This window comes from Aeromonas sp. 603757 (assembly GCF_049171255.1).
Lineage (GTDB): Bacteria > Pseudomonadota > Gammaproteobacteria > Enterobacterales > Aeromonadaceae > Aeromonas > Aeromonas veronii_A.
Map to the genome: position 1 here is coordinate 24754 of NZ_JAAKOE010000002.1, position 22926 is coordinate 47679.

The following is a 22926-nucleotide window of genomic DNA, read 5'->3' on the forward strand; positions in this document are numbered from 1 at the left end:
AGGTGAGAGACCGCAGCGGGTAAACTCATTTATCACTCTCCGGTGGTTGCCTGAGGGGACGATCGTAGCAACGGGAACATAAAAAAGCCGCTCACCTGGGTGAGCGGCTGTTGTCATCAGATCAGTGCAGTTCGCTATCAGGCTGGCTGCTTGCCATCTTCCGCGGGAGGTGGCAGAGCGGCGGAGTTGGACTCCACCTTCTGCTCTTCGCCCTGCATGTTCTTGATGTAGACATCCATCTGGTTGAAGGCGATCTCGATGCCGTTCTCGCGGAACAGCTGGTCGATCTTGCGGTTCAACTCGTCTACCGCCGGGTTGCGATCACCCAGTTCGCTCACGAAGAAGCGCAGCTCGTGATCCAGAGTGCTGGCGCCAAAGGTGAGGAAGTAGACGATGGGGGCTGGGTCTTTCAGCACCCGGCTGTTTTCGTCGGCCGCCTGTTTGAGCAGGGTGCGGGTCAGCTCCAGATCCGAGCCGTACGCCACGCCCACCCGCACGATCACCCGGGTGACGGTGTCACTCAGCGACCAGTTGATGAGCCGTTCTGTCATCAGCTGCTGGTTGGGGATGATCACCTCTTTGCGGTCGAAGTCGGTCAGGGTGGTGGCGCGAATGCGGATCCGCGAGACGGTACCGGAGAAGGAGCCGATGGTGACGGTGTCACCGATCCGCACCGGACGCTCGAACAGGATGATGATGCCGGAGACGAAGTTGGAGAGGATCTCCTTCATGCCGAAACCGATACCGACTGACAGACCACCCGCTACCCACTGCAGCTTGTCCCACTGCACGCCCATCATGGAGAGAGCGGTGAGGGAGCCAAAGCCGATCAGTACGTAGTTGAGCATGGTGGTGATGGCGTAGGCGGTCCCCTGAGCCAGGTTGAGCTTGGAGAGCACCAGCACCTCCAGCAAGCCCGGCAGGTTGCGCGCCAGTGACCAGGCACCGCCGAGCAGCAGGAAGCCGATCAGCACGTCACTCAGGCTGATGGGGAACAGCACGGCGTTGGCGCCGGTGCCTTCGCTGCGGTGCCACAGCACCATGCTGTCGAGGTAGGAGAAGACCGCGACCAGATCGGACCAGAGCCAGTAGAAGGCGACGCCGAAGATCAGCATCAGCACGGTACGGGTCAGACGCAGGGACTGCTGGCTGACATCCTCCAGATCCATGGGCTGCTCTTCGATGGATTCGCCCCCTTCCGCATCTTCCGAAGATTTGTGCTCACGCTTGGCCACCGCACGGCGGTAGGCCAGACGACGTGCTGCCAGCTCCAGACCACGCAGGGCGGTGCGGTAGACCAGGCTCCAGATGATGATGAGGTAGAAGGATTCGATCAGGCGACCGGTGAGCTTCAGCGCGGTGTAGTAGTAACCGAGCACCGCCAGCACGATCAGCGCCACCGGCGCCAGCGCCAGGGCGATGGCGATCAGCGACTTCTGCATGCTCGCCTCGCCCTTGATGCGGGCGCGGGAGATGGGGAACACCAGATAGGCGGCCAGCCCCAGCAGGGTCAGGGTCATAGCCTGACCGATCACGTCGTTGCCCAGGGTGGAGGGTTCAACCACCGCCTTGGTTGCGAGCATGATGAGCGGCAGCAGTGGCAACCAGATGTAGCGCATGCTGTTGCGCTTGGCCTGCAGCTCCGCTTTCGGGATCCGGAAGTGGGTTTCGGCGATGCCACCCGGGCGCATCACCGCCAGATAGACGCTGAACACCAGATAGCCGAGGGCGAGGTTCAGGGTGATTTGGAACATCAGCTTGGGACTGAGCAGACCGCAGTAGGTGAGCAGCAGACCGCCAGCGAGAATGAACATGCTGCCCGGCAGGCGTTGCAGCACGGTATAGAGCAGGGCGCGCGGGGTGTGCCACTGGCTGTCCTGACGGAAACGGCCAAGGTCCTTGGTGATCTTCTTCTCGCGCTCAACCAGCGCCGGACGTTTCCAGACCAGCAGGCCGCCGATCAGCAGCAGCGGGAAGGCGAGCAGGGAGATCCCCAGCAGCTCTTCGCGCCAGCGTTTCCAGTCCGGTTTCAATACCCAGTCGGAGGCCTGTTTGTAGGCCTGGGCGGGCCAGCTGATAAACCACTTGCTGTCGATGGGCTTGTTGCTGCTTACCCAGAAGATGTGTTGCTGCAGGGTAAATTCGATAGAGGCATAGACCCGCGCCAGCTGCTGCTGGGTCAGCTGCAGGCTGATGGCGTTGGTGAGCTGGCTGTCGAGCTGGCGGTTGAGCTGATCGAGCAGATTGATGCGGGTGTCGAGCAGCTTGGCAAGGCTCTCTTTGTCCTCCTCGCTCACCGGATCCTTGCTGCCGGCGATCAGATTGTCCAGATAGAGGTTCTTCTGGAACAGCTGGTCACGCTGCTGGCTCAGTTCAAACTGGGCCAGATGGAGATCGGCGATCTGCTCTTCCAGGTTTTTGACGGCGATGGTGGGGGCCGCCTCCAGCTGCTGATAGAGCTGATAGAGGATGCGCGACAGCAGCAGATTGCCCTTGAGCATCTGCACCTGTTCATTGAGGTTGCGCTCGGTCTGGATGCCGCGCTCCAGCCAGCTCTTGGCTTGCAGGTTTTTCTGGACCAGCGAGTTGAGGCTGGTAGTGGCACCGATCAGCTGCTGGCTGAGCTGGTGGTTGAGCTCCTGCTCTTTTTGCACCAGCGGGCTGTCTTCGGTCGCCACCAGTTCACCGGTCTGCTCGGCGGTTTTTTCGGTGTCGCCGAGGCGCTTGGCGCTGCTCTGATCCTGCAACAGCTGCAGTTTCTGCTCTTCGCTGGCGAGACGGGCGCTCTGGTAGTCGCGCTGCTTGATCGCCAGATCCTGCATGCTGGTACGGTTATCCAGCTCCTTTTGCAGGTGGGCCAGTTGCAGGTCGAGCAGGGCCAGCTCGGCACCGAGCTTCATCTTCTCGGCGCTGGAGACGCTTTCACCTGCGTTGAGGCGGCTGCGGATCTCCTGACTGCGCTGGTAGGCACGGCTCATGCTGGCCTGGGCTCGCTCCGGCAGTGTCTGCAAGCTGGTGAGCTGGCTGCCGATGGCGCCGAGGGCCTCCTGGGCCGCCTGCATGTTGGCCAGCACTTCCGGCTGACGGCTGTCGAGTTCTGCCAGACTCATGCTGGCGTATTCGCTCTTGATCTGCTCTGCACTTTTGCCCTTGGTCAGGGCATCGAGCTTGGCGCTGATCTCTCTGAGTTCGGTGGGCAGGTTGCGGATCCGCTGGGCCTGGGTCTTGGCCTTCGCCTCCTCCTTGTCGATGTTGTCGAGCAGGCCGAGGGTTTCGGTCAGCAACTTCTGATCTGCTTGCTGACTGACGGTCAGGGTCTCTGATTTACCCAGACCATCCAGCGCTCGCTGAACTGCGTTGCGAGAGGGGACATCTTGCGCCATGGCTTGCGGGACGCAGAGGCTGGCGAGGAGACAGAGCAGCGGCAACAGGGTGGCCGAGACTCTTTTAAAACGTATTGAGGGCATATAACTTCCGGGTTATTACGCGATATTCGGGAGATTTCCCGCATAGATTAAATTCGCGTGGATTCTAACACCGGGCTTGTCAGGTAAGCAGGGGGGAGGGACAAAAAAAACGGCGCCCGCAGGCGCCGTTTTCAACTCGTTCAGCTCTGATTAAAGAACGTGAACAGAAGCGGTGTTGGTGGTGCCGCTCGGTACCAGAGCACCGGAGACCATCACAACCACGTCACCTTTCAGACCCATGCCGATTTCCAGCGCGGCTTCTTTACCGATGCGATAGAAATCGTCGGTAGAGGCGATGCTGTCAACCACGTGAGCAACCACACCCTTGGTCAGAACCAGCTGGGCAGCAGTTTTCTTGTTGGTGGTGATAGCCAGGATCCAGGCTTTCGGGAAGTACTTGCGAATGGCCTTGGCAGATTTGCCGCCTTCGGTAGCAACCACGATCAGCGGGGCGTCCAGCTTCTCGGAGGTCTCTACGGCGCCTTTACATACGGCTTCGGTGATGCGCAGCTTGTTGCTGTCGTTTGCAGCAGACAGGTTGGACGGCATCACGGCATCGGTACGCTCGCAGATGGTGGCCATGATGGTCACGGCTTCCAGCGGGTACTTACCCTTGGCGGATTCACCGGACAGCATGACTGCGTCGGTACCGTCCAGGATGGCGTTGGCCACGTCACCAGCTTCGGCGCGGGTCGGACGCGGGTTCTTGATCATGGAGTCCAGCATCTGGGTGGCAGTGATAACCACTTTGCGGGCTTTGTTGCACTTGGCGATGATCATCTTCTGGGCGAAGATAACTTCTTCAACCGGGATCTCTACACCCATGTCGCCACGAGCAACCATGATGCCGTCGGAAACAGCCAGGATCTCGTCGAAGTTGTCCAGACCTTCCTGGTTTTCGATCTTGGAGATGATCTGGATGTTCTCGCCACCGTGGGCTTTCAGGTGCTCACGGATTTCCAGAACGTCTTCTTTCTTGCGGATGAAAGAAGCAGCAACGAAATCAACGCCTTGCTCGCAACCGAAGATCAGGTCGCGCTTGTCTTTCTCGGCCAGGGCCGGCAGCTTGATGGAGACGCCCGGCAGGTTAACGCCTTTGTTCTCGCCCAGGTCACCGTTGTTCAGCACTTTACAGATAACTTCGCGCTCGGTGATTTCGATAACGTCCAGACCGATCAGGCCGTCATCAACCAGAATGCGGTTGCCGACGCGCAGATCGTTGGCGAAACCTGCATAGGTCACAGCCACTTTGTCTTTGTTGCCAACCACGGTCTGGTCGGTGGTGAAGGTGAAAGTCTGGCCAGCGACCAGCGCGACGTCGTTGCCGCCTTCCAGCTTCATGGTACGGATTTCCGGACCCTTGGTGTCCAGCAGGATAGCTGCGTGCTTGCCGGTCTCGGCCATTACAGCGCGCAGGTTGCTGATGCGGCTGCCGTGCTCGGCGTAGTCACCGTGGGAGAAGTTCAGGCGCATGACGTTCATGCCGGCGTCCAGCATTTTGGCCAGCATTTCTTTGGATTCGGTCTTCGGACCGATGGTGCAGACAATTTTGGTCTTTTTCATGTCAATCTTCATGGTTAAGGAATTTCCGCCGAGCAATATACACCAGTTTTTGGAATCTTTTTATGATCCAGAAACAACGTTTTGACCAGATAACGTTTTCTTTTCAGGGATAACGTTTTCCTGTGAGTCACATTTTAGAGCATACGGCCACAGGTTCGGGCTGAAGGGATACAAATGTTGCCATCTGTGGTTGTTTGGCCGGGTTGAGGTTCAGATGTTGTAAAATGACCACCCGTCCGCTGTCACCGTCTTGTCACCGGCTTGCGCAAAAATGTTAGTTCATTGGCGCACGGGTGAAGGAGGCCGAGATGAAAAACAGCCATGAAACCGGATGGGCTCTGCTCTTGCTGGGCGCCGCCCTGCTGCTGGTTCAGACACTGCCAGCCCGCTACTGGCCTGATAATGCGCGACTGCTGGCGATTTTCTCCCATCCGGTGAAAGGGGAGGTGGCCGCCGAGGGATTGGCGTGGCGAGAGTGGCAGGATCACAGTGCAGCGACCCGGATGGCGCTTCGCGCAGTCCGACTGCAGCCGGAAGCGTCGCAGCCTTGATATCTATTGCTGCTTACCGGTCGTGAAAGCGTGAAATTATCAACCATTGGTTGATAGTTCTTATCTATCTTGCTGGATTGTCCACCTTTCATGGCGGGAGGATAATCGATTCCAACAGCGATATCCCCTCCGGTATCGCCCCCTGATACTTTGTTGGAGTCTGCTTTATGTCCCTCGCCCCTGTCTGGTTTATCTCCCACGGCGCACCGGATCTGGTGCTGCGTGAGCAACCCGCCACCCGCTTTCTGCGAACCCTGCGTCTGGGTGAGCTCAAGGGGCTGGTGGTCATCTCCGCCCACTGGTTCAGCCGCGAGCTACAGATCAACGTCGAGCCCAAACCGGCCTTGATGTACGACTTCTATGGCTTCCCCGAGCCCCTCTACCGGATGCGCTGGCCTGCCAGCAGCCCCGAGTGGCTGCAACAAGGGGTGAGCGACCAGCTGGCACTGGCCGGACTGACCGCCACCCCGGTGCGGCGCGAGCTGGATCACGGGGTCTGGTCGCCGCTCTCCCTGATCGACCCAAACAGCGAGCTCCCGCTGGTGCAGATCTCCATTCCCGCGAGCTTCACCCCGGCCCAGTTGTGGCAACTGGGAGAGGTATTGGGGGCGCTGCGCAGTCAGGGAATTGGCATCCTCGCCTCTGGCGCCATCACCCACAACCTGCGGGCGCTGGCACCGGAAGGCTCGCCAGTGCCGGAGTGGGCCAGCCAGTTTGTCGACTGGCTGGAGCAGAAGATGGTCGAAGAGGATCGGCTGGCGCTGCTCAACTATCGCCAGCAGGCTCCCGGTGCGGTGGAGTCCCATCCCCACGACGACCACCTGCGCCCACTCTTTGTGGCGTTGGGGGCCGCTGATGGTGTGGCGCCCACCCGGCTGCACGAGAGCTGGGATGGCGGCAGCCTCTATATGGGCGCCTACCGCTTCGGTTGATTGCCTCTCAACAAGACCCCGCCAATTGGCGGGGTCTTGTTATTTACGGTGTGGGGGGTGAGCCGAAGGCTCTCAGGGAACCACTACCCGGCTCTCGCCGCCGCCGAGAGCTTCGACCCTGATCTGCACGCCAATCCGCTCCACCAGCGTCTGGACGTGGGAGATGACCCCGATCTGGCGACCGGCGGCTTGGAGGGAGTCGAGGCTGGCGAGCGCCAGATCCAGACTGTCCGGATCCAGGGTGCCAAACCCTTCGTCAATAAACAGCGACTCGACCTGGGTCTGCCGTGACGAGAGGCTGGAGAGGGCCAGCGCCAGCGCCAGCGATACCAGGAAACTCTCGCCACCGGAGAGGGAGTCCACCGAACGCACCTCGTCCCCCATGTCGAGATCCACCACTTGTAGCGCCAGATCGGTGCCGGGTACCCGCTCCAGCCGGTAGCGGGGCGATAGCTCGGCGAGCTGGGCGTTGGCCTCCAGCAGCAGACGCTCGAGGGTGAGGCTCTGGGCGAACGTGCGGAACTTGGCGCCGTTGGCCTGCCCAATCAGATCGCACAGCTGCTGCCAGTGGTCGGCCACCGCCTGCTGGGCGGCCAGCTCCTGTTGCAGGCTGCCCGCCTTGAGGGCTGCGGCTTCGGCCTGTGCCAGTTTGCTCTTGCACTCGAACAGCTGCTCTTCAAGGGCGCGACAGCGGGCATCGAGTGCCGCCAGTTGATCGCTCAGCTCTGCATCCGGCAGGGCAGCCAGCTCGGGGTGATGCTCGCGATAGCGATCCCGCTTGCTCTCCTCCAGTGCCAGCGCCCGTTGCCGCTCGGCAAGGCGGGTGCGCGCCTCGCCAAGGGCATCTTCCAACCCTTGCAGGGCAGAGCGGCGAGCCTTGAGTTCATCGGGGCTGATGGCGAGCAGGCGGCGAAGGTCGTACTCGGCAATGCCAAGGGTGCTGGCGTGGGCGGCCCAGCGGCCTAGCACCTCCCGCTTGCGGCGGCTGCTGGTCTGCTTTTCCTGCTCCACATGGGTGAGACGGGTCTTGAGCTCGGTCTGCCGCTCGCGCAGGGCGCGGGCGCTCTGTTGCATCGCCTCCAGTTCGCTGGCGAGCTGCTGCAGTCGTTGCTGCCAGCGGCTCTCGACCTGCGGGATCTCCTCGCCATTCAGACAGGCGGCGCGGCTGGTGAGCAGCCCCTGCCGTTGCTGTTCGTGCTCCTTGTAGTCCCGCTCGAGTTTGTGCAGCAGCTCGCGCTGGGTCTGCAGGCGTGCCTCCTGCGCACTCAGGGCGGGGGTGAGGCTGGCGATCTCGCTGGCCAGACGCTCCCACTCGCTCTGGCCGTGCAGCCAGGCTTCGCAGGCTCGCTGCCACTCGTGCCACTGCTGGCTGCCGAGCCATTGGCGCCAGGGTTGGCCAGCCATCTGCTCATCGAGACGGTTGCCCCCCTGTTCGAGGCGCTGGCGCAGGGTCGCCTCCTGCTCGCCCATTGCCTTCACTTCTCCTTCCAGCGCGATGCGCTGGCGGTCGGCCTCTTGCCACTGCTGGTCAAACTGCTGGTGCTGGGCAGCCAGTTGGCTCAGTTGTTGACGCACCCCTTGCAGCTGTTGTTGGCCAAGCTGGGCCTGACGCAGCTGCTGCTGGCTCTGGGCCAACCCTTGCTCCAGCGCCTGACCACGGCCAAGCAGGGTGCTCATCAGCTCGTTCCACTCAATGGGGCTCTGGCGCAGCGGCAGCGGATGGCCCAGCAGGGTATCGCCCCCCAGCTGTTGCCAGCGCTGGGTCAGCTGCTCGGCGCGGGTTTCCAGCTCCGGCAGATGTTGCTGACGCACCGCCAGCTGGCGGGCCAGCTCCTGACGCTCGCTCTCGCACTGAATGTACTGATGGTTGAGCCGCTCCCACTCCAGCTCCAGACTGCGGGTCCGTTCCGCCAGTTGACCAAGAATGCCAGCCACCTGTGGCTGGCTCTGGCTGTAGGGGTGCTCCCCGGAACCGCACAGCGGGCAAGGTTCGCCATCGCTCAGGATATGGCGATACTGCTCGAAGCTGGCGATGGCGCGGGACTGCTCCAGCGCGTGGCGCGCTTCATCCCGCTGCAGGGCGAGCCGCTCGCGGGCGGGGGCCAGCTCTTCGCCAAGGGTGGCGAGCTTGCCAAGGGCCTGCTCCAGCTGGGCAATCTCCTGCTGCAAGCGGCCATGCTGTTCGCCGTGGTTGCGGCCATAATCGGCCAGCTCCAGCAGCTGGCGCAGCTGACCCAGCTGTTCGGTTTGCTGCTGCCACTGCTCCTGCGCCTTGGCGAGGCGGCTCTCCCACTGCTGCTCCTGCAGCTCGTTCTGTTGCTGTTGCAGCCGAGCTTGTTCATGTTGCCAGTAGTCGCGCTCTTGCTGGCCTTGCTCCAGCTGGCGCTGCAACTGTTGCAGGGCGCGCAGCTTGTGATCCCGCAGGGTGAGCAGCTGTTGTAACTTGTCGGCATCCTCGGCCCAATCTTGCATGGCGGTGAGCAGGGGTTGCCACTGACGGGCCACCGGTGCCAGCTCCTTATGCTCTTCGAGCCAAAGGCCCCACTGCTGGTGCTGCTGCTTGAGCAGTTCTACCTGTCGGCTCTGCTCGCGCCAGCCCTGCTCCAGCGTGAGTTGCACTTCTCGCTCCTGTGCCCCCTCCTGCTGGATCTTCTGCAACTGCTGCACTTTTTCCCGGATGCGGGTATCGAGCTCCTGCGCCCGCTTTAGTTCGGGTTGCAGGGCACCCCATTCCCGCTCGGCGGCGATCTTCTCCGCCAGCAACTGCTGTTCGGTCAGCGCGCTCTGCTGGGTCTGCTCCTCGAGTTTGGCCAGCTCAGGCCCCAGCTCGGCGATCACCTTCTCCTGCTGCTGTACCTCAAGGGTGAGGCGGGCCAGCTCGTCGTGATCGGCGCGGGCCACCTGGGCCTGTTCGGCACGGGCAAACTCCTCGCGCTCGGGGGCCGCGGCGCCGTGGGCCTGCAGGGCGGCATCGAGCGCCGCCTGTCCCTCGGCGCAGCCCTGCAGCTGGGCTGCAATGCGACTGTTGAGGTCGCGCAAGTCCTGCATCAGCAGCTGCTGTTGCTGCTCGTGCTTGAGGGTGGTGGAGAGGCTCACCTGCTGGCTTACCCACTGTTCGCGGGTCGCTTCATCCATCAGCGCCACGTCGCCGAGGCGCTGGGCTATGGTGGCCAGCTTCTGCTGTTCTTCCCGCGCCCGTTCATAGGTCTGGATGGAGATGGCAGAGTAGAGTTCGGTGCCGGTCATCCGTTCGAGCAGGGCGGAGCGCTCGTTGGCATCCGATTTGAGGAAGGCGGCAAATTCCCCCTGCGGCAGGATCACCGCGCGGCGGAACTGCTCCCAGGAGAGACCCACCAGCTCGTCGATGCGATCCTGCAGCTCCCGCTTGCTGCCGGAGAAAACCTGCCCTGACTCCACATCGGTCAGGGTTCGCTCCTGCGCCTGAAAACGCCCCTCCGAGCGGTTTCGCGCCCGGCGCACCGCCCAGCGGGCCAGCCAAATGCGGCCATCGCAGCCACGAAACTGCACCTCGGCAAAGCCGCTGGCGTGGCCGCGACTGAGGATGCCACGCACGTCGTTGGCCTTGAGCTTCTCTTCGTCATCCATGCGGCCCACTTCGGCCACGTTCTTGCGATTGGCAATAAAGCGCGGCATCTCGTCGTAGAGGGCCAGACAAATGGCGTCGAGCAATGTGCTCTTGCCCGCGCCAGTGTTGCCGGTGATGGCAAACAGACCGGCGGCGCCGAGCGCCCCCCTGGTAAAGTCGATGGTGAAGGGGCCGGTCAGACTGGCCAGATTCTCACCTGACAGAGACAAGATTTTCATTGGTTTGACTCCTTCACCTGCTCCAGGATCTCTTCAAACGAGGCGACCAGTTGTGCTTCGGGTTCCCCCTCGAACTGGCGCTGATAGCAGAGGCGAAACACCTCGGTGGGGGAGAGCTCATCGAGCCTGCGCCGCTCGCGACCATCGGCCAGCCCTTCGCCCGAGCCCTGATACTGGGTGCTGATGCGGGCCAGACGCACCGGTTTGTCTGCGATTGCGGCGAGAATGCGCTCGCGGATGCGCGCTTCTGGCTTGGGCAGCAGCAGCCGCACTTCGAGGAAGGGTTGTGCCTCTTGTGGACAAGCAGGCAGCTCGAGCGATGCGATGGCGTTCAGCGCGTTGTCGAGGGTGCTCTGGGGCAGGCGGATCATCTCCACCGCGCGGGGCACCGGGATCCGCTCCAATCCGGTCAGTTTCCCCTCTGCAAAGGTCACTTCCAGCACCTGATGGTTGTAGTTGGCTTCGGCCAGCGAAAGCGGCAGCGGCGAGCCGCTGTAGTGCACCCCCTCGGCCGGGCTCTGGGCCAGATGGAGGTGGCCGAGCGCCGTGTAGTCGGCACCGGCAAAGAGTTCGGCAGGCAGTGCGTGTTGGTTGCCGCCGAGCACCCGCCGCTCCGACAGCTCCGAGAGCTGGCCCGCCGCCAGATAGGCATGGCCCATGGCGATGAGCGGCAGACCCTCCCCGCAGCGGGCGCGCCCTTCGGCCAATACCTCGGCGTAGATTTGGCGTACCCCTTCGATCAGCCGGTCCTGCCCTTCTTCCAACGGCTCCACCCGCAAGTCGCTGCTGCGCAGGAACGGCACGGCGGCGCACCAGGCGGCAATGTTGCCCTCCTTGTCTTGCAGCGGTACCAGCAGGCGGTCGGTCTCGAGCTTGCCCTCACTGTCGCGACTGATGCTGCCCACCAGATGCAGATCAAAGGCGCGCAGCAGCTCGTGGGGGGCATCGAGCTTGGAGGGAGAGTCGTGGTTGCCGCCGATCAGCACCATGTTGAGGTGGGGCATCTCGGCGCGCAGCCGCGCCAGAAAACGGTAGAGTTGTTGCCAGGCGCTGGCGGGGGGATTGGCGGTATCAAACAGATCGCCCGCCACCAGCAGAGCGTCGATCTCGCGCGCCTTGAGGGTGTCGCTTAGCCAGTCGAGGAAGGCATCGTGTTCAAAACGGCGGTCATGACCATGGAGTTGATGGCCAAGATGCCAGTCGGCGGTATGGAGGATTTTCATTGGAAAGCAGCCCGGTTGCAGGGACGGTGCCTATGGCACCCGATGGAGACAAGATGAGGATGCCCCGTGCTTTTTTCAAGTAAAACAGCGGTCTGTCATCAGTTCATGCGGGTTCGCAGCACATCTTGTACTGGGGGTGACCGGTGAGAGGATCGGACTCTTCACCCTTGATGACGAAACCGTGGCGACGATAGAAACGTACCGCCTGATCGTTCTCGACGAAGACCCGGGCGTAGAGCGACGCCCCCTGACGCTTGGCCTCCTGCAGCAGGGCGTGGCCGACACCGCGACCCTGACGGTCGGGACGCACAAAGAGGGCGGCGAGATAGTTGTCCACCAGCGCCATAAAGCCGAGCAGATCGCCGCGCTCCTCGAACACCCAGATGGCGGCACGATCGAGATAGCGGGTACGCAGATCCTCCTGGGCCTGCCACCAGCAGGAGGCATCGACGAAATCGTGGGCCTGCAGGGAGGCCAGCAGCCAGATTTCGACGATCTCTTCCATATCTTCCGGGCGACTGGGCCGCAACATAAATCCATCCTTGGTAACAACTTGTACACTCGCAGTCTAGGGGAACTTGACGGCCGTTCAGGTGATATAAATGAGACCCTGTGAGGTCGATCGCCCTTTATTTAGCGAGAATGATTGGCTGATCACAAAGCGCCTCTCTAGTACAATGCCCGCCGGACAATCTAGAGACCGAGGACGCCATGTGGTTTAAAAACCTGCAGATTTATCGCTTTACCCGCCCCTTTGACCTGACCGTGGATCAGCTGGAAACCCAGCTGGAAGCCTGTGCCTTCACCCCTTGCGGCAGTCAGGACATCTCCCGTTTCGGGTGGGTCAAGCCCCTTGGCAAATTCGGCTCAACCCTGACCCACTCTGCCTCCGGCCACATCCTCATCTGCGCCCGCAAAGAGGAGAAGATGCTCCCCGGCACCGTGGTCAAGGAGATGCTGGCCGAGAAGGTAGAAGCGATCGAGTTCGAACAGGGACGCGCCCTCAAGAAGAAAGAGAAGGAAGCGCTGAAAGAGGAGATCCTCCACACCCTGCTGCCCCGTGCCTTCAGTCGTACCAGCCAGACCTTCGCCTGGATCAATCCGGCCGACAATTTGATGGTGGTGGATGCAGGTTCTGCCAAGAAGGCGGACGATCTGCTGGCGCTGCTGCGCAAATCCATCGGCTCCCTGCCGGTGGTGCCGGTGGCCCTCAAGAACCCGCCCGAGATCACCATGACCGAGTGGCTGAACGAGGGCAATCTGCCAGCCTCCTTCACTCTGGAAGACGAAGCCGAGCTGCGCAGTGCCATGGAGCACGGCGGCATCATCCGCTGCAAGCAGCAGGATCTGATGACGGATGAAATCAAGAACCACCTGGCCAACGACAAGCTGGTGACCAAGCTGGCCCTCAACTGGGGCGAGACCGTCAGCTTCGTGCTGGGGGATGATCTCTCCATCAAACGCCTGAAATTCAGCGAAGAGCTGCGCGAGCAGAACGACGATGTCACCAGCGAAGATCCGGCCGCCCGTCTGGATGCGGACTTCGCGCTGGTGACCTCCGAGCTGTCCCAGTTTATCCCGGCGCTGTTTGCTGCCCTGGGTGGCGAAGAGCAGTCCATCTAACCGGACTTGCGCCTGTTTGGCCTCTGCCATCCCATCGTAAAAACCGCCTTCGGGCGGTTTTTTTATATCTATTGCGGATTGCCATTATTGATAGATGAGTAAGATATTGATCTGGTTCAATAACTTGAGCTATCAGCGCCAATCGTGACATAGTCCCTCTTCATGGTCATAAAACAGACAAGGAGAGTGTCATGTTGCGCAAACCTCTGGGGCTGGCTGTCGCCCTTGCCCTGCTGGCCGGTTGTGCCAGTGACAACGGCTTTCACTACACCCCGCCAGCCCAGACCCTGATCGCACCCGAAGCCGCCAGTGGCTGGACCGACAAACAGGGCTGGCAGGGCCATGATTTCATGGTGGCGGCCGCCAACCCGCTGGCGGTGGATGCGGGCTACCAGATCATCAAGGCCGGTGGCAGTGCTGTCGATGCCGCCATTGCGGTGCAGTTGGTGCTGACGCTGGTGGAGCCGCAATCTTCCGGGATCGGTGGCGGGACGCTGCTGCTGGTGTGGGATGGCCGCAAGGTGAGTGCGGTGGATGGCCGCGAGATGGCGCCGGCTGCCGCCACCGACCAGCTGTTTATGCAAGATGGCAAGTCGCTGGCGTTTTATGACGGGGTGGTGGGGGGCCGCTCGGTCGGCGTTCCCGGCACCCTGCGCGCGCTGGCACTGGCCCATCAGCGTTATGGCAAGCTGCCCTGGGCTGCGCTGTTCGAGCCTGCCATCACGCTGGCAGAACAAGGATTTGTGATTAGTCCACGGCTGGCCACCTTGCTGGCCAAGGATCCCTATCTGGCACGGGATCCGCAGGCGCGAGCCTACTTCTATCAGGCGGATGGCAGCCCCAAAACGGCGGGTACCCGGCTGACCAACCCGGCGCTGGCCAAGGTGCTGCGCACTCTGGCCACAGAGGGGGCGGATGCCTTCTATCAGGGGCCGCTGGCGGATGCCATGGTGGCCAAGGTGCGTCAGCATCCCACTAATCCCGGGGTTCTGGCGGCCACCGATCTGGCCAGCTATCAGGCCAAAGTGCGGGATGGCCTCTGCTTTGACTATCGCCAGAGCAAGATCTGCGGCTTTCCCACTCCCTCGTCCGGCACCCTGGCACTCGGCCAGATCTTCGGCATGCTGGAGAACCGCGATATGGCGGCCTTCAAGCCGATCACCACCAAGGAGGGGGGACTGGCTGTTTCCAGCGAGGCTATCCACCTCTACAGCGAAGCGGCGCGTCTGGCCTTCGCCGATCGCAACCAGTACGTCGCCGACAGCGATTTTGTCAGCGTGCCGGTGCAGGGGTTGCTTGACAAGGGCTATCTGGCCGAGCGGGGCAAGCTTGTCGGTCAGCACTCCATGGGGATTGCCAAGCCCGGTACGCCGCCACTGGCGCTGGCGCGCGGCAAGGATGCGACCCCAGAACTCCCCTCCACCAGCCATGTCTCGATCGTCGACAAGGCGGGGATGGCCATCTCCATGACCAGCTCCATCGAGGATGGTTTCGGATCGCGTCAGATGGTCAACGGCTACCTGCTCAACAACCAGCTCACCGATTTTTCCTTCACCTCGGTGGATGCCGCCGGTCTGCCGGTGGCAAACCGGGTGGAGCCGGGCAAGCGGCCCCGCTCCTCCATGTCACCCCTGCTGGTGTTTGACAAGCCAAGCGGCGAGCTGACCATGACGCTGGGCTCGCCGGGGGGCTCCGCCATTATCAACTACGTGGGCAAGACCCTGCTCGGCACCCAGGATTGGGGCCTGAACCTGCAACAAGCCATCAACCTGCCCAACTTTGGCAGCCGCAACGGCCCCACCGAGCTGGAAGCGGGACGCACCCCCATGTCGGTGGTCGAGGGATTGAAGGCGAGGGGACATGAGGTGGTACTGAACGAGCAGACCTCCGGCCTGCAAGGGGTTGAGCGCAATGGCGGTGGCTGGTTTGGCGCAGCGGATCCGCGCCGGGAAGGGATCGCCAAGGGGGAGTGAGGTTTCCATAGCAACAAGGCCAGCATAATGCTGGCCTTGTTGCTGATGGAGCGGTTACTGGATACCCAACAGTTCCACGTCGAAGATCAGGACTGATCCCGGCGGGATTTTGCCCGCGGCGCGGTCGCCGTAGGCGAGGTTGGCAGGGATGTAGAAACGGGTCTTCTCACCTTCCACCATCAGCTGCACCCCTTCGGTCCAGCCAGCGATCACCTGATTGAGGCCAAACTCGATGGGCTCGCCACGGGCGACCGAGCTGTCAAAGACGGTGCCGTCCAGCAGCTTGCCCTCGTAGTGCACCTTCACCTTGCTGGTGGCAGTGGGATGAACGGTGCCGGTGCCCGGGGTCAGCACTTCGTACTGCAGGCCGGAGGCGGTGGTGGTCACCAGCGGCTTCTCCTTGTTGCTGGCGAGGAACTCGGCGCCAATCCGCACGTTGTCGGCCGCCAGCTTCTTGTTGTTGCTGCTGGAGTAGAAGTAGTAGGCCACACCGGCGATGAGCAGCGCGATCAGTATGAATTTCATCGGTTTTTCCTGTTCCATGAAATGTAAAAAGTGCAATGAGGGCGCCATCTTATCGCGCACCGCTCCTGATGGCGAGCCACAGGGCGGGAGGATGTGAGCGGGCAGGCAAAGCTCGGAGACGCAGACGCAAAAAGGGGCGAGTCGGTGACTCGCCCCTTGTCATGGCGGCGGCGCTTACTTGGCGGCCACCATCATCAGGGCGGGCAGGGCGAAGAAGAGACCTGTTACATAACCCAGAGCCAGCAGTTTGTTCTCGCTGCCGACCCGGGCCAGCCCCTCGGCGGCGCGCACCGGCAGGTCGCGCAGGAAGGGGATGCCATAGATGATGACCACGGCAAAGAGGTTGAACAGCACGTGGACCAGCGCGATGGTCAGGGCCAGCTGGGCACCGGCTTCGCTGATGGCGGTGGCAGCCAGCAGGGCGGTGATGGTGGTGCCGATATTGGCCCCCAGGGTGAAGGGGTAGAGCTGACGGGTGCTGAACACGCCGCCGCCGGCCAGCGGGATCATCAGGCTGGTGGTGGTGGAGGAGGACTGCACCATGATGGTCACCAGCGCGCCGGAGGTAATGCCGGTCAGTGGGCCACGGCCCAGCGCCTTGTGCAGCACCTCTTTGGCGCGGCCAACCAGTACCTGTTGCAGCACTTTGCCGAGATACGTGACGCAGGCGAGGATCAGCAGGATACCGATGATGATGGTCGCGATGGCGGCACCCTTGCCCGGCAGGAAGGCAACGGCGCTGTCAATCAGCTGCTGGGCCGGTGCGGTCAGCGGCTTCATGAAATCCATGCCCTTCATCGACATGTTGGCGGAGCCTACCAGCAGGTTGGCCAGCCACTCGGCGCTGTGTTGCAGCAGGCCGAACATCAGTTCCAGCGGCAGGAAGATGAACACCGCCAGCAGGTTGAAAAAGTCGTGCACGGTGGCGGCGGCGAAAGCGCGGCGGAACTCGGCGCGATCCCGCACATGGCCCATGGAGACGATGGTGTTGGTGATGGTGGTGCCGAGGTTGGCACCCATCACCATGGGGATGGCCATGCTGATGGGCAGGCCGCCAGCCACCAGACCAACGATCACCGAGGTGACGGTACTGGAGGATTGCACCAGCGCGGTAGCGAGAATACCCAGCAGCAGGGCGACAAAGGGGTTATTGGCAAAGGCGAAGATCTGGGCTGCGCCCTCGGCGCCGCCGGAGAAATCTTTGAAGCCGTGGGAGATGGCGCCCACGGCAACCAGGATCAGGTAGACCAGTACGATGACACTCATCCAGTTGAACAGGGCGCGGGTCGCGGGCGGCTGTGACAAGGAGTGATGGTGTTGCATAAAGCCTCTTGAGACGGTCGTTCCGTCTTGGGTTGTTGATGACCCGCGCATTTAATCAATGGTTAATGACAGAAATATGACAACGTGACATTTCGATGATGTTTTTATGACGACGAACTGCGGCGACAGGCGCTGACCGAGCCGGTTGGCTCTGGGGTGATAAAAGGGGGACGAAGGCACTGCCGCCTTGCCAGTCGGGACGTGATCGCTACACTGCGCCCCTTTATTGGCAAGCAGGAGTAAACAAGATGATGCGTGCATGGATCCTCTCTCTGTCGCTGGGGCTGCTCTCGTCAGGGGCACAGGCCAGCCTGTTGAAAACCGACTGCAACCTCGACAAGGCCCTCAAAAACGAAGCGGTGAATGCCACTCTGGGGGTCAAGGGCAACTGTGATACCAGCAAGCTGGTGAAGCAGGAGAAAGAGAAGGTGAAAGCCGAGGTGCAAAAAGGCCGCACCGACCTGCTGGGCGAGAAGCGCGCCGACCTCAAGGAGAGCGACAACGGTATGCAGCAGAAGATGGACAAGGCAAACCAGCAGCTGCACAAGGCAAACCAGCAGCTGCACAAGGCGGAGCAGGATGCCAAGACCATCGCTCGCGATCCGCTCAAGGCTGCGGCGACCGCTGTGCTGGACAAGCAGTAAGCCGAGCGGGCCCAAGCCCGTGTGACCGGCAAGAGACCGGCAGCAAGAAGGGGAGCCATGGCTCCCCTTCTGTCTATCCGTTATCCGCAAAGGATCAGGCGTCGGCCGCCTCTTCGTACTGACGGAACGGGATGCGGAACACCGCCAGACGCAGGAACAGATAGGTTGCGCCGAGGCCAGCCCAGATCAGGCCCAGCTCCAGCGAGCTCTGCTCCAGGTTGATCCACAGAGCTCCGATGGTGGCGGCACCGAGCAACGGCATCAACAGGTAGATGACGTGATCCTTGAGGGTCTTGTTGCGCTTCTCGCGCACCCAGAACTGACCGATCACCGACAGGTTGACGAAGCTGAACGCCACCAGCGCCCCGAAGTTGACCAGCGCCAGCGCGGTATCCAGATCAAACGACACGGCGGAGAGGGCCAGACCGCCCACCATCAGCACGTTGATGGCCGGGGTGCGGTATTTCGGGTGGATGTAGCCAAACACCCGCTCCGGGATCATCCGGTCACGTCCCATCACGTAGAGGATGCGCGAGACACCGGCGTGAGCCGCCATGCCGGAGGCCAGCACTGCAACGGTGGTGCAGACCAGTACCACGGACTGGAAGAAGGTGCCGCCAACGTAGAGCGCGATCTCCGGCAGTACCGCATCCGGATGCTGGAAGCGGGAGAGGCTCGGGAAGTAGAGCTGCAGGCAGTAAGAGACCACCACGAAGATGATGCCGCCGATAAGGGCAGTCAGCACGATCGCTTTGGGGATCACCTTGCCGGCATTCGGGGTCTCTTCGGAGAGGGAGCTCAGACCGTCAAAGCCAAGGAACGAGAAGCAGAGGATGGTGGCACCGGTAAAGAGCGGCACCAGCTGTGCTGACTCGAAGTGGAACGGACGGCTGCTCATCAGGGTGCCAGCCCCTTCACCGTGGTAGATGCCCCACGCCATCAGGCCGATAAAGAGGGTGATGATGGCCAGCTGGATCACCACGATCAGACCGTTGAAGTTGGCCACCAGATTGATGCCGCGCAGGTTCAGGAAGGTCATCACGGTCACCAGACCGAAGATGAACACCCAGGGCTCGACGCCCGGGAACATGGCGGTCAGGTAGATCTTGGCCAGCAGAATGTTGATCATCGGCATGAACATGTAGTCGAGCAGGGATGACCAGCCGACCATGAAACCGACGTAGGGGTTGAACACCTTCTGGGCATAGGTATAGGCAGAGCCCGCAGAGGGGAACTTGCGTACCAGATGACCGTAGCTGAAAGCGGTGAGCAGGATGCCACCCAGAGCCAGCAGATAGGCGGTGGCGACCCGGCCATCGGTGATGTCACCGACGATGGCGAAGGTGTCGAAGACAGCCATGGGGGTCAGATAGGCCAGACCCATCACAATCACTTGTGTCAGGGTAAGGGTCTTGAGCAGCTTGGCGTTTTGCGATGCCATTACGCTTTCTCCTCAATCAGTGCCGCAGCACGTGCTTGCAACGAGCGCAGGGATACGATGGATTCGCAAGCCTGTACATCAAGGGCGCCGGGGAGGCGCATACCGGGCTGTACCGGCAGGAAAGCATTAAAACGCCCCATTGTTATCCTCTCAACGTCGGGAGATTGTTTGGCAATCTCGGATATCACTTCCGGAAATGTTCCGGCCTCTTGTGGTGGGTTTGTACTGCACTTCAAAATAGAAAAACCGATGTCGCAGTGAACATCGGTCCTTTATTGGCGGCGTATTGTGCATTCGGTCAGCCCCCTTGACAAGCAAAAAAGGGCGGATTAACGCATTTTTTTGCATACGCAGGGGGCGGGTAAGTGGTCACTCGCCCCCGGCAGCCGTCCCCGAGCTGCTCCCCCCTTTTCGGGGGGGAAGAGAACCCTGTCGTAACGTATGAAAAGTCGGCAAATTGGGGCTGCAGGGTGCATAGCGCCTCAACATTGATCCTGATCATATTTGCCGGCGTTCCCCCGGGCTCGAGTCCAGCGATCTTATCGGCTGGCGGGGGATGGGAGGGGGTGAAATGGAAAAAGAGTTATTGCATATCCATTCACATTAGTGACTAATGATAGGAGGCGACGCGGCTCGGGCCATGGCACGGCGAGCGGTCCGGCTGGGTAGTTATTTGAAATCAGTCACACTTCCTGCAGAAACCGCGTTTCTGGCAACCAGCTCGCCGCAAAAACAACAAGGAGCCCGCAGGCTCCTTGTTTTGTATGGCGGTATGGTTGAGCCGCGATTACTGGGCGATCTCCACCTTGTCAGCAGGTTGTAGCGGGATGCGGAACACGGTGAGGCGCAGGAACAGGTAGATAGCACCCAGCGCCGCCCAGATCAGCCCCAGCTCGAAGGAGGCGGGTTCCAGATTGAGCCACAACACCCCGATGCAGGCGGCGCCACAGAGCGGCAGCAGCAGGTACATCAGGTGATCCTTGAGACACTTGTTGCGGCCTAGCTTCACATAGAAGTGGGCAATCACCGCCAGATTGACGAAGGTGAAGGCCACCAGGGCGCCAAAGTTGATCAGTGCCAGTGCCATCTCGAGATCGAACGATACCGCGGAGAGGGCCAGCAGACCGACCAGCAGCACATTGCATGCCGGGGTCTGCCACTTCGGATGCACATAGGAGAAGAAGCGACTCGGCAGAGCGCGATCACGACCCATTACATAAAGCAGGCGCGACACCCCGGCGTGAGAGGCGAGTCCCGAGGCCAGCACCGCCACCGTAGTGCAGACCAGTACCACCGCCTGGAACAGTTTGCCACCGACATAGAGAGCGATCTCCGGCAGGACTGCATCCGGTTGCTTGAAGCGGGAGATGTCCGGGAAGTAGAGCTGCAGGAAGTAGGACGTGCTGACAAACAGCACACCGCCGATCAGCGCCGTCAGCACGATGGCGCGGGGGATCACCCGATCCGCGTCCGGTGTCTCTTCCGACAGGGTGCTGATGGCATCAAAGCCGAGGAACGACAGACAGAGGATGGAGGCACCCATCAACAACGGCGAGATGTTGATCTGCTCGGAGAAGAAGGGACGGCTGCTGGCCACGGTCCCCAACCCTTCACCGTTGTGGACGCCCCAGGCGATCAGGCCGATGAAGACGGCGATAATACTGAACTGCATGATGACGATCAGGCTGTTGAAGTTGGCCACCAGCTTGATACCGCGCAGGTTAAGGGCGGTCATCACCGCCGCCAGACCAAAAATATAGGTCCAGGGCTCCACCTCGGGGAAGAGAGCCTGCAGATAGATCTTGGCCAGCAGCATGTTGATCATCGGCATGAACATATAGTCGAGCAGGGAGGTCCAGCCCACCATAAAGCCGACATAGGGGTGAAACACCTTCTGGGCATAGGTATAGGCGGAGCCTGCCGACGGGAACTTGCGTACCAGATGGCCGTAGCTCAGGGCTGTGAACAACATGCCGATGAGGGCAAAGAGGTAGGCGGTCGGCACATGGCCTTCGGTAATTTCGGTGACGATGCCGAAGGTATCGAATACCGCCATGGGAGTGAGGTAGGCAAGACCCATGACCACGACCTGCCACAGTTTCAGGGTCTTTTTCAGACCAACCGGTTGGGCGTTCATCATGCCTGTTCCTCACGCGGTGCCAGGGCGGCACACTCCATCAACGAAACCGGGAGAGAGGCCCGGAAATCAAGGGCGCCGGGGTGGCGCGCGCCGGTCAGAGCCGGCAGGAAAGCATAGAGATGCCCCATGTTGTTCCTCACAGAATGTGGTGTCGGGAGATTGCTGCCAATCTCGCTATCTTTTCCGGGGGTGATCCGGCCTCGTTTATGGGTTTGTTCGCTGCACAAAAAAGGACCGGTGAGATGTGGTGATACCGGTCCTTGCAGTGGCGGCGCATTGTGCATTTGCAGGGCCCCCTTGACAAGTAAAAAAGGGGGGCGAAACTGCATTTTTTTGCACAGGTTAGCGATTGCTTTCCTGCTGGTCAGTCCAGCACGGCCTCCAGCGATTTTTCAAGGAGTCGCAACCCTTCGTCAATCACTGCCGCAGGGGCGGTCAGGGGGGCGAGAAAACGGATGACATTTGCGCGCACCCCGCATGAGAGCAGGATCAGACCGCGTTTGCCCGCCTCGGTCACCAGACGTTTGGTTAGGTCGGGATCGGGCCGGCTGGCATCACGTTGTTTCACCAGTTCCATGGCCACCATGGCTCCGGGTCCACGAATTTGACCTATGCAGTCAAAACGCTCGGCTATGCGTTCCAGTCCCGCCTTGATCTGCTCACCTTGCGCCTGGGCCTTCTGGTTGAGCTGCTCCTCTTCGATCACCTGCAACACCGCCAGCGCGGCGGCGCAGGCAATGGGGGAACCGGCATAGGTGCCACCCAGGCCCCCCGGCTTGGCGGCGTTCATGATCTCTGCCTTGCCGACTACTGCAGAGAGCGGGAAGCCCCCCGCTAGACTCTTGGCCAGGGTCATGATGTCCGGCTCGATGCCGGCATACTCGGTGGCGAAGGTCTTGCCGGTGCGGCAGAAGCCGCTCTGGATCTCGTCACAGATGAGCAGAATGCCGTGCTGATCGCAGATGCTGCGCAGCTTCTGCATAAAGCTCGGGGAGGCGGGATAGAAGCCCCCTTCTCCCTGTACCGGCTCGATGATGATGGCGGCAACGCGGGAGGGTTCGATGTCGGCGCTGAAGCAGAGATCGAGGGCGTACAGGGCATCCTCTTCACTTACCCCCAGATAGTCGGCGGGGAAGGGGATGTGGTAGACCTCACCCGGGAAGGGGCCAAAGCCGGTCTTGTAGGGGACCACCTTGCCGGTGAGCGCCATCCCCATCATGGTGCGGCCGTGAAAGCCCCCCTTGAAAGCGATGGTGCCGCTGCGACCGGTATGGGCGCGGGCGATCTTGATGGCGTTCTCGACTGCCTCGGCACCGGTGGAGAGAAACAGGGTGCGTTTCGGGGTCGGGCCGGGCACCAGGGCGTTGAGCTTTTCGGCAAGCTCGATATAGCCCGGGTAAGGGGTGACCTGAAAGCAGGTGTGGCTGAATTTTTCCAGCTGCTCGCGCACCGCCGCCACCACCTTCGGGTGGTTGTGGCCGGTGTTGAGCACGGCGATGCCGGAGGCAAAGTCGATGTAGCGGTTGCCCTCCACATCCCACAGCTCGGCATTTTGCGCACGGTCGATAAAGACCGGCAGCAGGGTGCCGACGCCGTTGACCACGGCCGCTTCACGGCGTGCTTGCCACGCCTTGTTTGATTCTGACTGACTCATCTTTCCTCCCTGAGGGGCCGCAGCCCCTGATATTCCCTGAAA

At 61.4% G+C, this 22926-nt stretch carries 16 protein-coding genes; 5 read left to right on the forward strand and 11 right to left on the reverse strand.

The window, feature by feature from the left end; all coding sequences use genetic code 11:
- Positions 1–137 precede the first annotated feature (137 nt).
- Positions 138–3467 carry a mechanosensitive channel MscK gene (gene mscK / locus G5332_RS01975; protein ID WP_227342251.1) on the reverse strand — a complete coding sequence of 1110 codons (3330 nt, stop codon included), beginning with the start codon at positions 3465–3467 and terminating at the stop codon, positions 138–140.
- Between the two features lie 150 nt (positions 3468–3617).
- A complete protein-coding gene (gene pykF / locus G5332_RS01980; protein ID WP_031227651.1) occupies positions 3618–5030 on the reverse strand; it encodes a pyruvate kinase PykF in 1413 nt (470 codons plus the stop codon).
- A gap of 308 nt (positions 5031–5338) precedes the next feature.
- Between pykF and G5332_RS01985 the strand changes: the two genes are divergently transcribed.
- Both G5332_RS01985 and G5332_RS01990 read left to right on the forward strand, forming a co-directional pair.
- On the forward strand, positions 5339–5581 hold the full coding sequence (locus G5332_RS01985; RefSeq protein WP_227342253.1) for a hypothetical protein: 243 nt from the start codon (positions 5339–5341) through the stop codon (positions 5579–5581).
- A 167-nt stretch (positions 5582–5748) separates the two neighbouring features.
- Positions 5749–6513: a DODA-type extradiol aromatic ring-opening family dioxygenase gene (locus G5332_RS01990; protein ID WP_421171731.1), complete on the forward strand. Its 765-nt coding sequence runs from the start codon at positions 5749–5751 to the stop codon at positions 6511–6513.
- A gap of 72 nt (positions 6514–6585) precedes the next feature.
- On the opposite strand, the gene G5332_RS01995 is transcribed toward G5332_RS01990, so the two are convergent.
- From G5332_RS01995 to G5332_RS02005, 3 genes are all read right to left on the reverse strand, one after another.
- Positions 6586–10338, reverse strand: a complete 3753-nt coding sequence (locus G5332_RS01995) for an AAA family ATPase (RefSeq protein ID WP_421171733.1) — start codon at positions 10336–10338, stop codon at positions 6586–6588.
- Complete coding sequence (locus tag G5332_RS02000; protein ID WP_421171735.1) at positions 10335–11561, reverse strand: exonuclease SbcCD subunit D C-terminal domain-containing protein; 1227 nt, start codon at positions 11559–11561, stop codon at positions 10335–10337. Before G5332_RS02000 ends, G5332_RS01995 begins: the two co-directional genes overlap by 4 nt.
- Before the next feature lie 103 nt (positions 11562–11664).
- The gene (locus G5332_RS02005) at positions 11665–12093 is read right to left on the reverse strand and encodes a GNAT family N-acetyltransferase (RefSeq protein WP_216978334.1); all 429 of its coding nucleotides are present in this window, start codon (positions 12091–12093) and stop codon (positions 11665–11667) included.
- Positions 12094–12272: 179 nt separating this feature from the next.
- Here G5332_RS02005 and rdgC point away from each other — a divergent pair, with 179 nt between their 5' ends.
- Together rdgC and ggt are read left to right on the forward strand one after the other, a co-directional pair.
- The gene (rdgC, locus tag G5332_RS02010) at positions 12273–13184 is read left to right on the forward strand and encodes a recombination-associated protein RdgC (protein ID WP_005350107.1); all 912 of its coding nucleotides are present in this window, start codon (positions 12273–12275) and stop codon (positions 13182–13184) included.
- 191 nt (positions 13185–13375) lie between these two features.
- Complete coding sequence (gene ggt / locus G5332_RS02015) at positions 13376–15157, forward strand: gamma-glutamyltransferase (protein ID WP_421249330.1); 1782 nt, start codon at positions 13376–13378, stop codon at positions 15155–15157.
- A 54-nt stretch (positions 15158–15211) separates the two neighbouring features.
- On the opposite strand, the gene G5332_RS02020 is transcribed toward ggt, so the two are convergent.
- Both G5332_RS02020 and G5332_RS02025 read right to left on the reverse strand, forming a co-directional pair.
- The gene (locus tag G5332_RS02020) at positions 15212–15682 is read right to left on the reverse strand and encodes an FKBP-type peptidyl-prolyl cis-trans isomerase (RefSeq protein ID WP_005347462.1); all 471 of its coding nucleotides are present in this window, start codon (positions 15680–15682) and stop codon (positions 15212–15214) included.
- A gap of 174 nt (positions 15683–15856) precedes the next feature.
- Positions 15857–17005: a Na/Pi cotransporter family protein gene (locus G5332_RS02025; RefSeq protein WP_421171736.1), complete on the reverse strand. Its 1149-nt coding sequence runs from the start codon at positions 17003–17005 to the stop codon at positions 15857–15859.
- Between the two features lie 248 nt (positions 17006–17253).
- On the opposite strand from G5332_RS02025, the gene G5332_RS02030 reads away from it, so the two are divergent.
- Positions 17254–17649, forward strand: coding sequence for a hypothetical protein (locus tag G5332_RS02030; protein WP_254204252.1), 396 nt, complete (start codon positions 17254–17256; stop codon positions 17647–17649).
- 94 nt (positions 17650–17743) lie between these two features.
- Here the strand turns inward: G5332_RS02030 and G5332_RS02035 are convergent, their stop codons facing one another.
- From G5332_RS02035 to gabT, 4 genes are all read right to left on the reverse strand, one after another.
- Positions 17744–19090 (reverse strand): APC family permease, encoded by a 1347-nt coding sequence (locus G5332_RS02035; RefSeq protein ID WP_005350109.1) that lies wholly within the window; start codon positions 19088–19090, stop codon positions 17744–17746.
- Positions 19090–19230: a hypothetical protein gene (locus G5332_RS02040; protein WP_005338239.1), complete on the reverse strand. Its 141-nt coding sequence runs from the start codon at positions 19228–19230 to the stop codon at positions 19090–19092. Before G5332_RS02040 ends, G5332_RS02035 begins: the two co-directional genes overlap by 1 nt.
- Positions 19231–19877: 647 nt before the next feature.
- Entirely contained in the window at positions 19878–21227 is a 1350-nt protein-coding gene (locus G5332_RS02045; protein ID WP_227343014.1) for an APC family permease, read from the reverse strand.
- Positions 21228–21594: 367 nt separating this feature from the next.
- Positions 21595–22884: a 4-aminobutyrate--2-oxoglutarate transaminase gene (gene gabT, locus G5332_RS02050; protein WP_421249331.1), complete on the reverse strand. Its 1290-nt coding sequence runs from the start codon at positions 22882–22884 to the stop codon at positions 21595–21597.
- Positions 22885–22926: the final 42 nt, after the last annotated feature.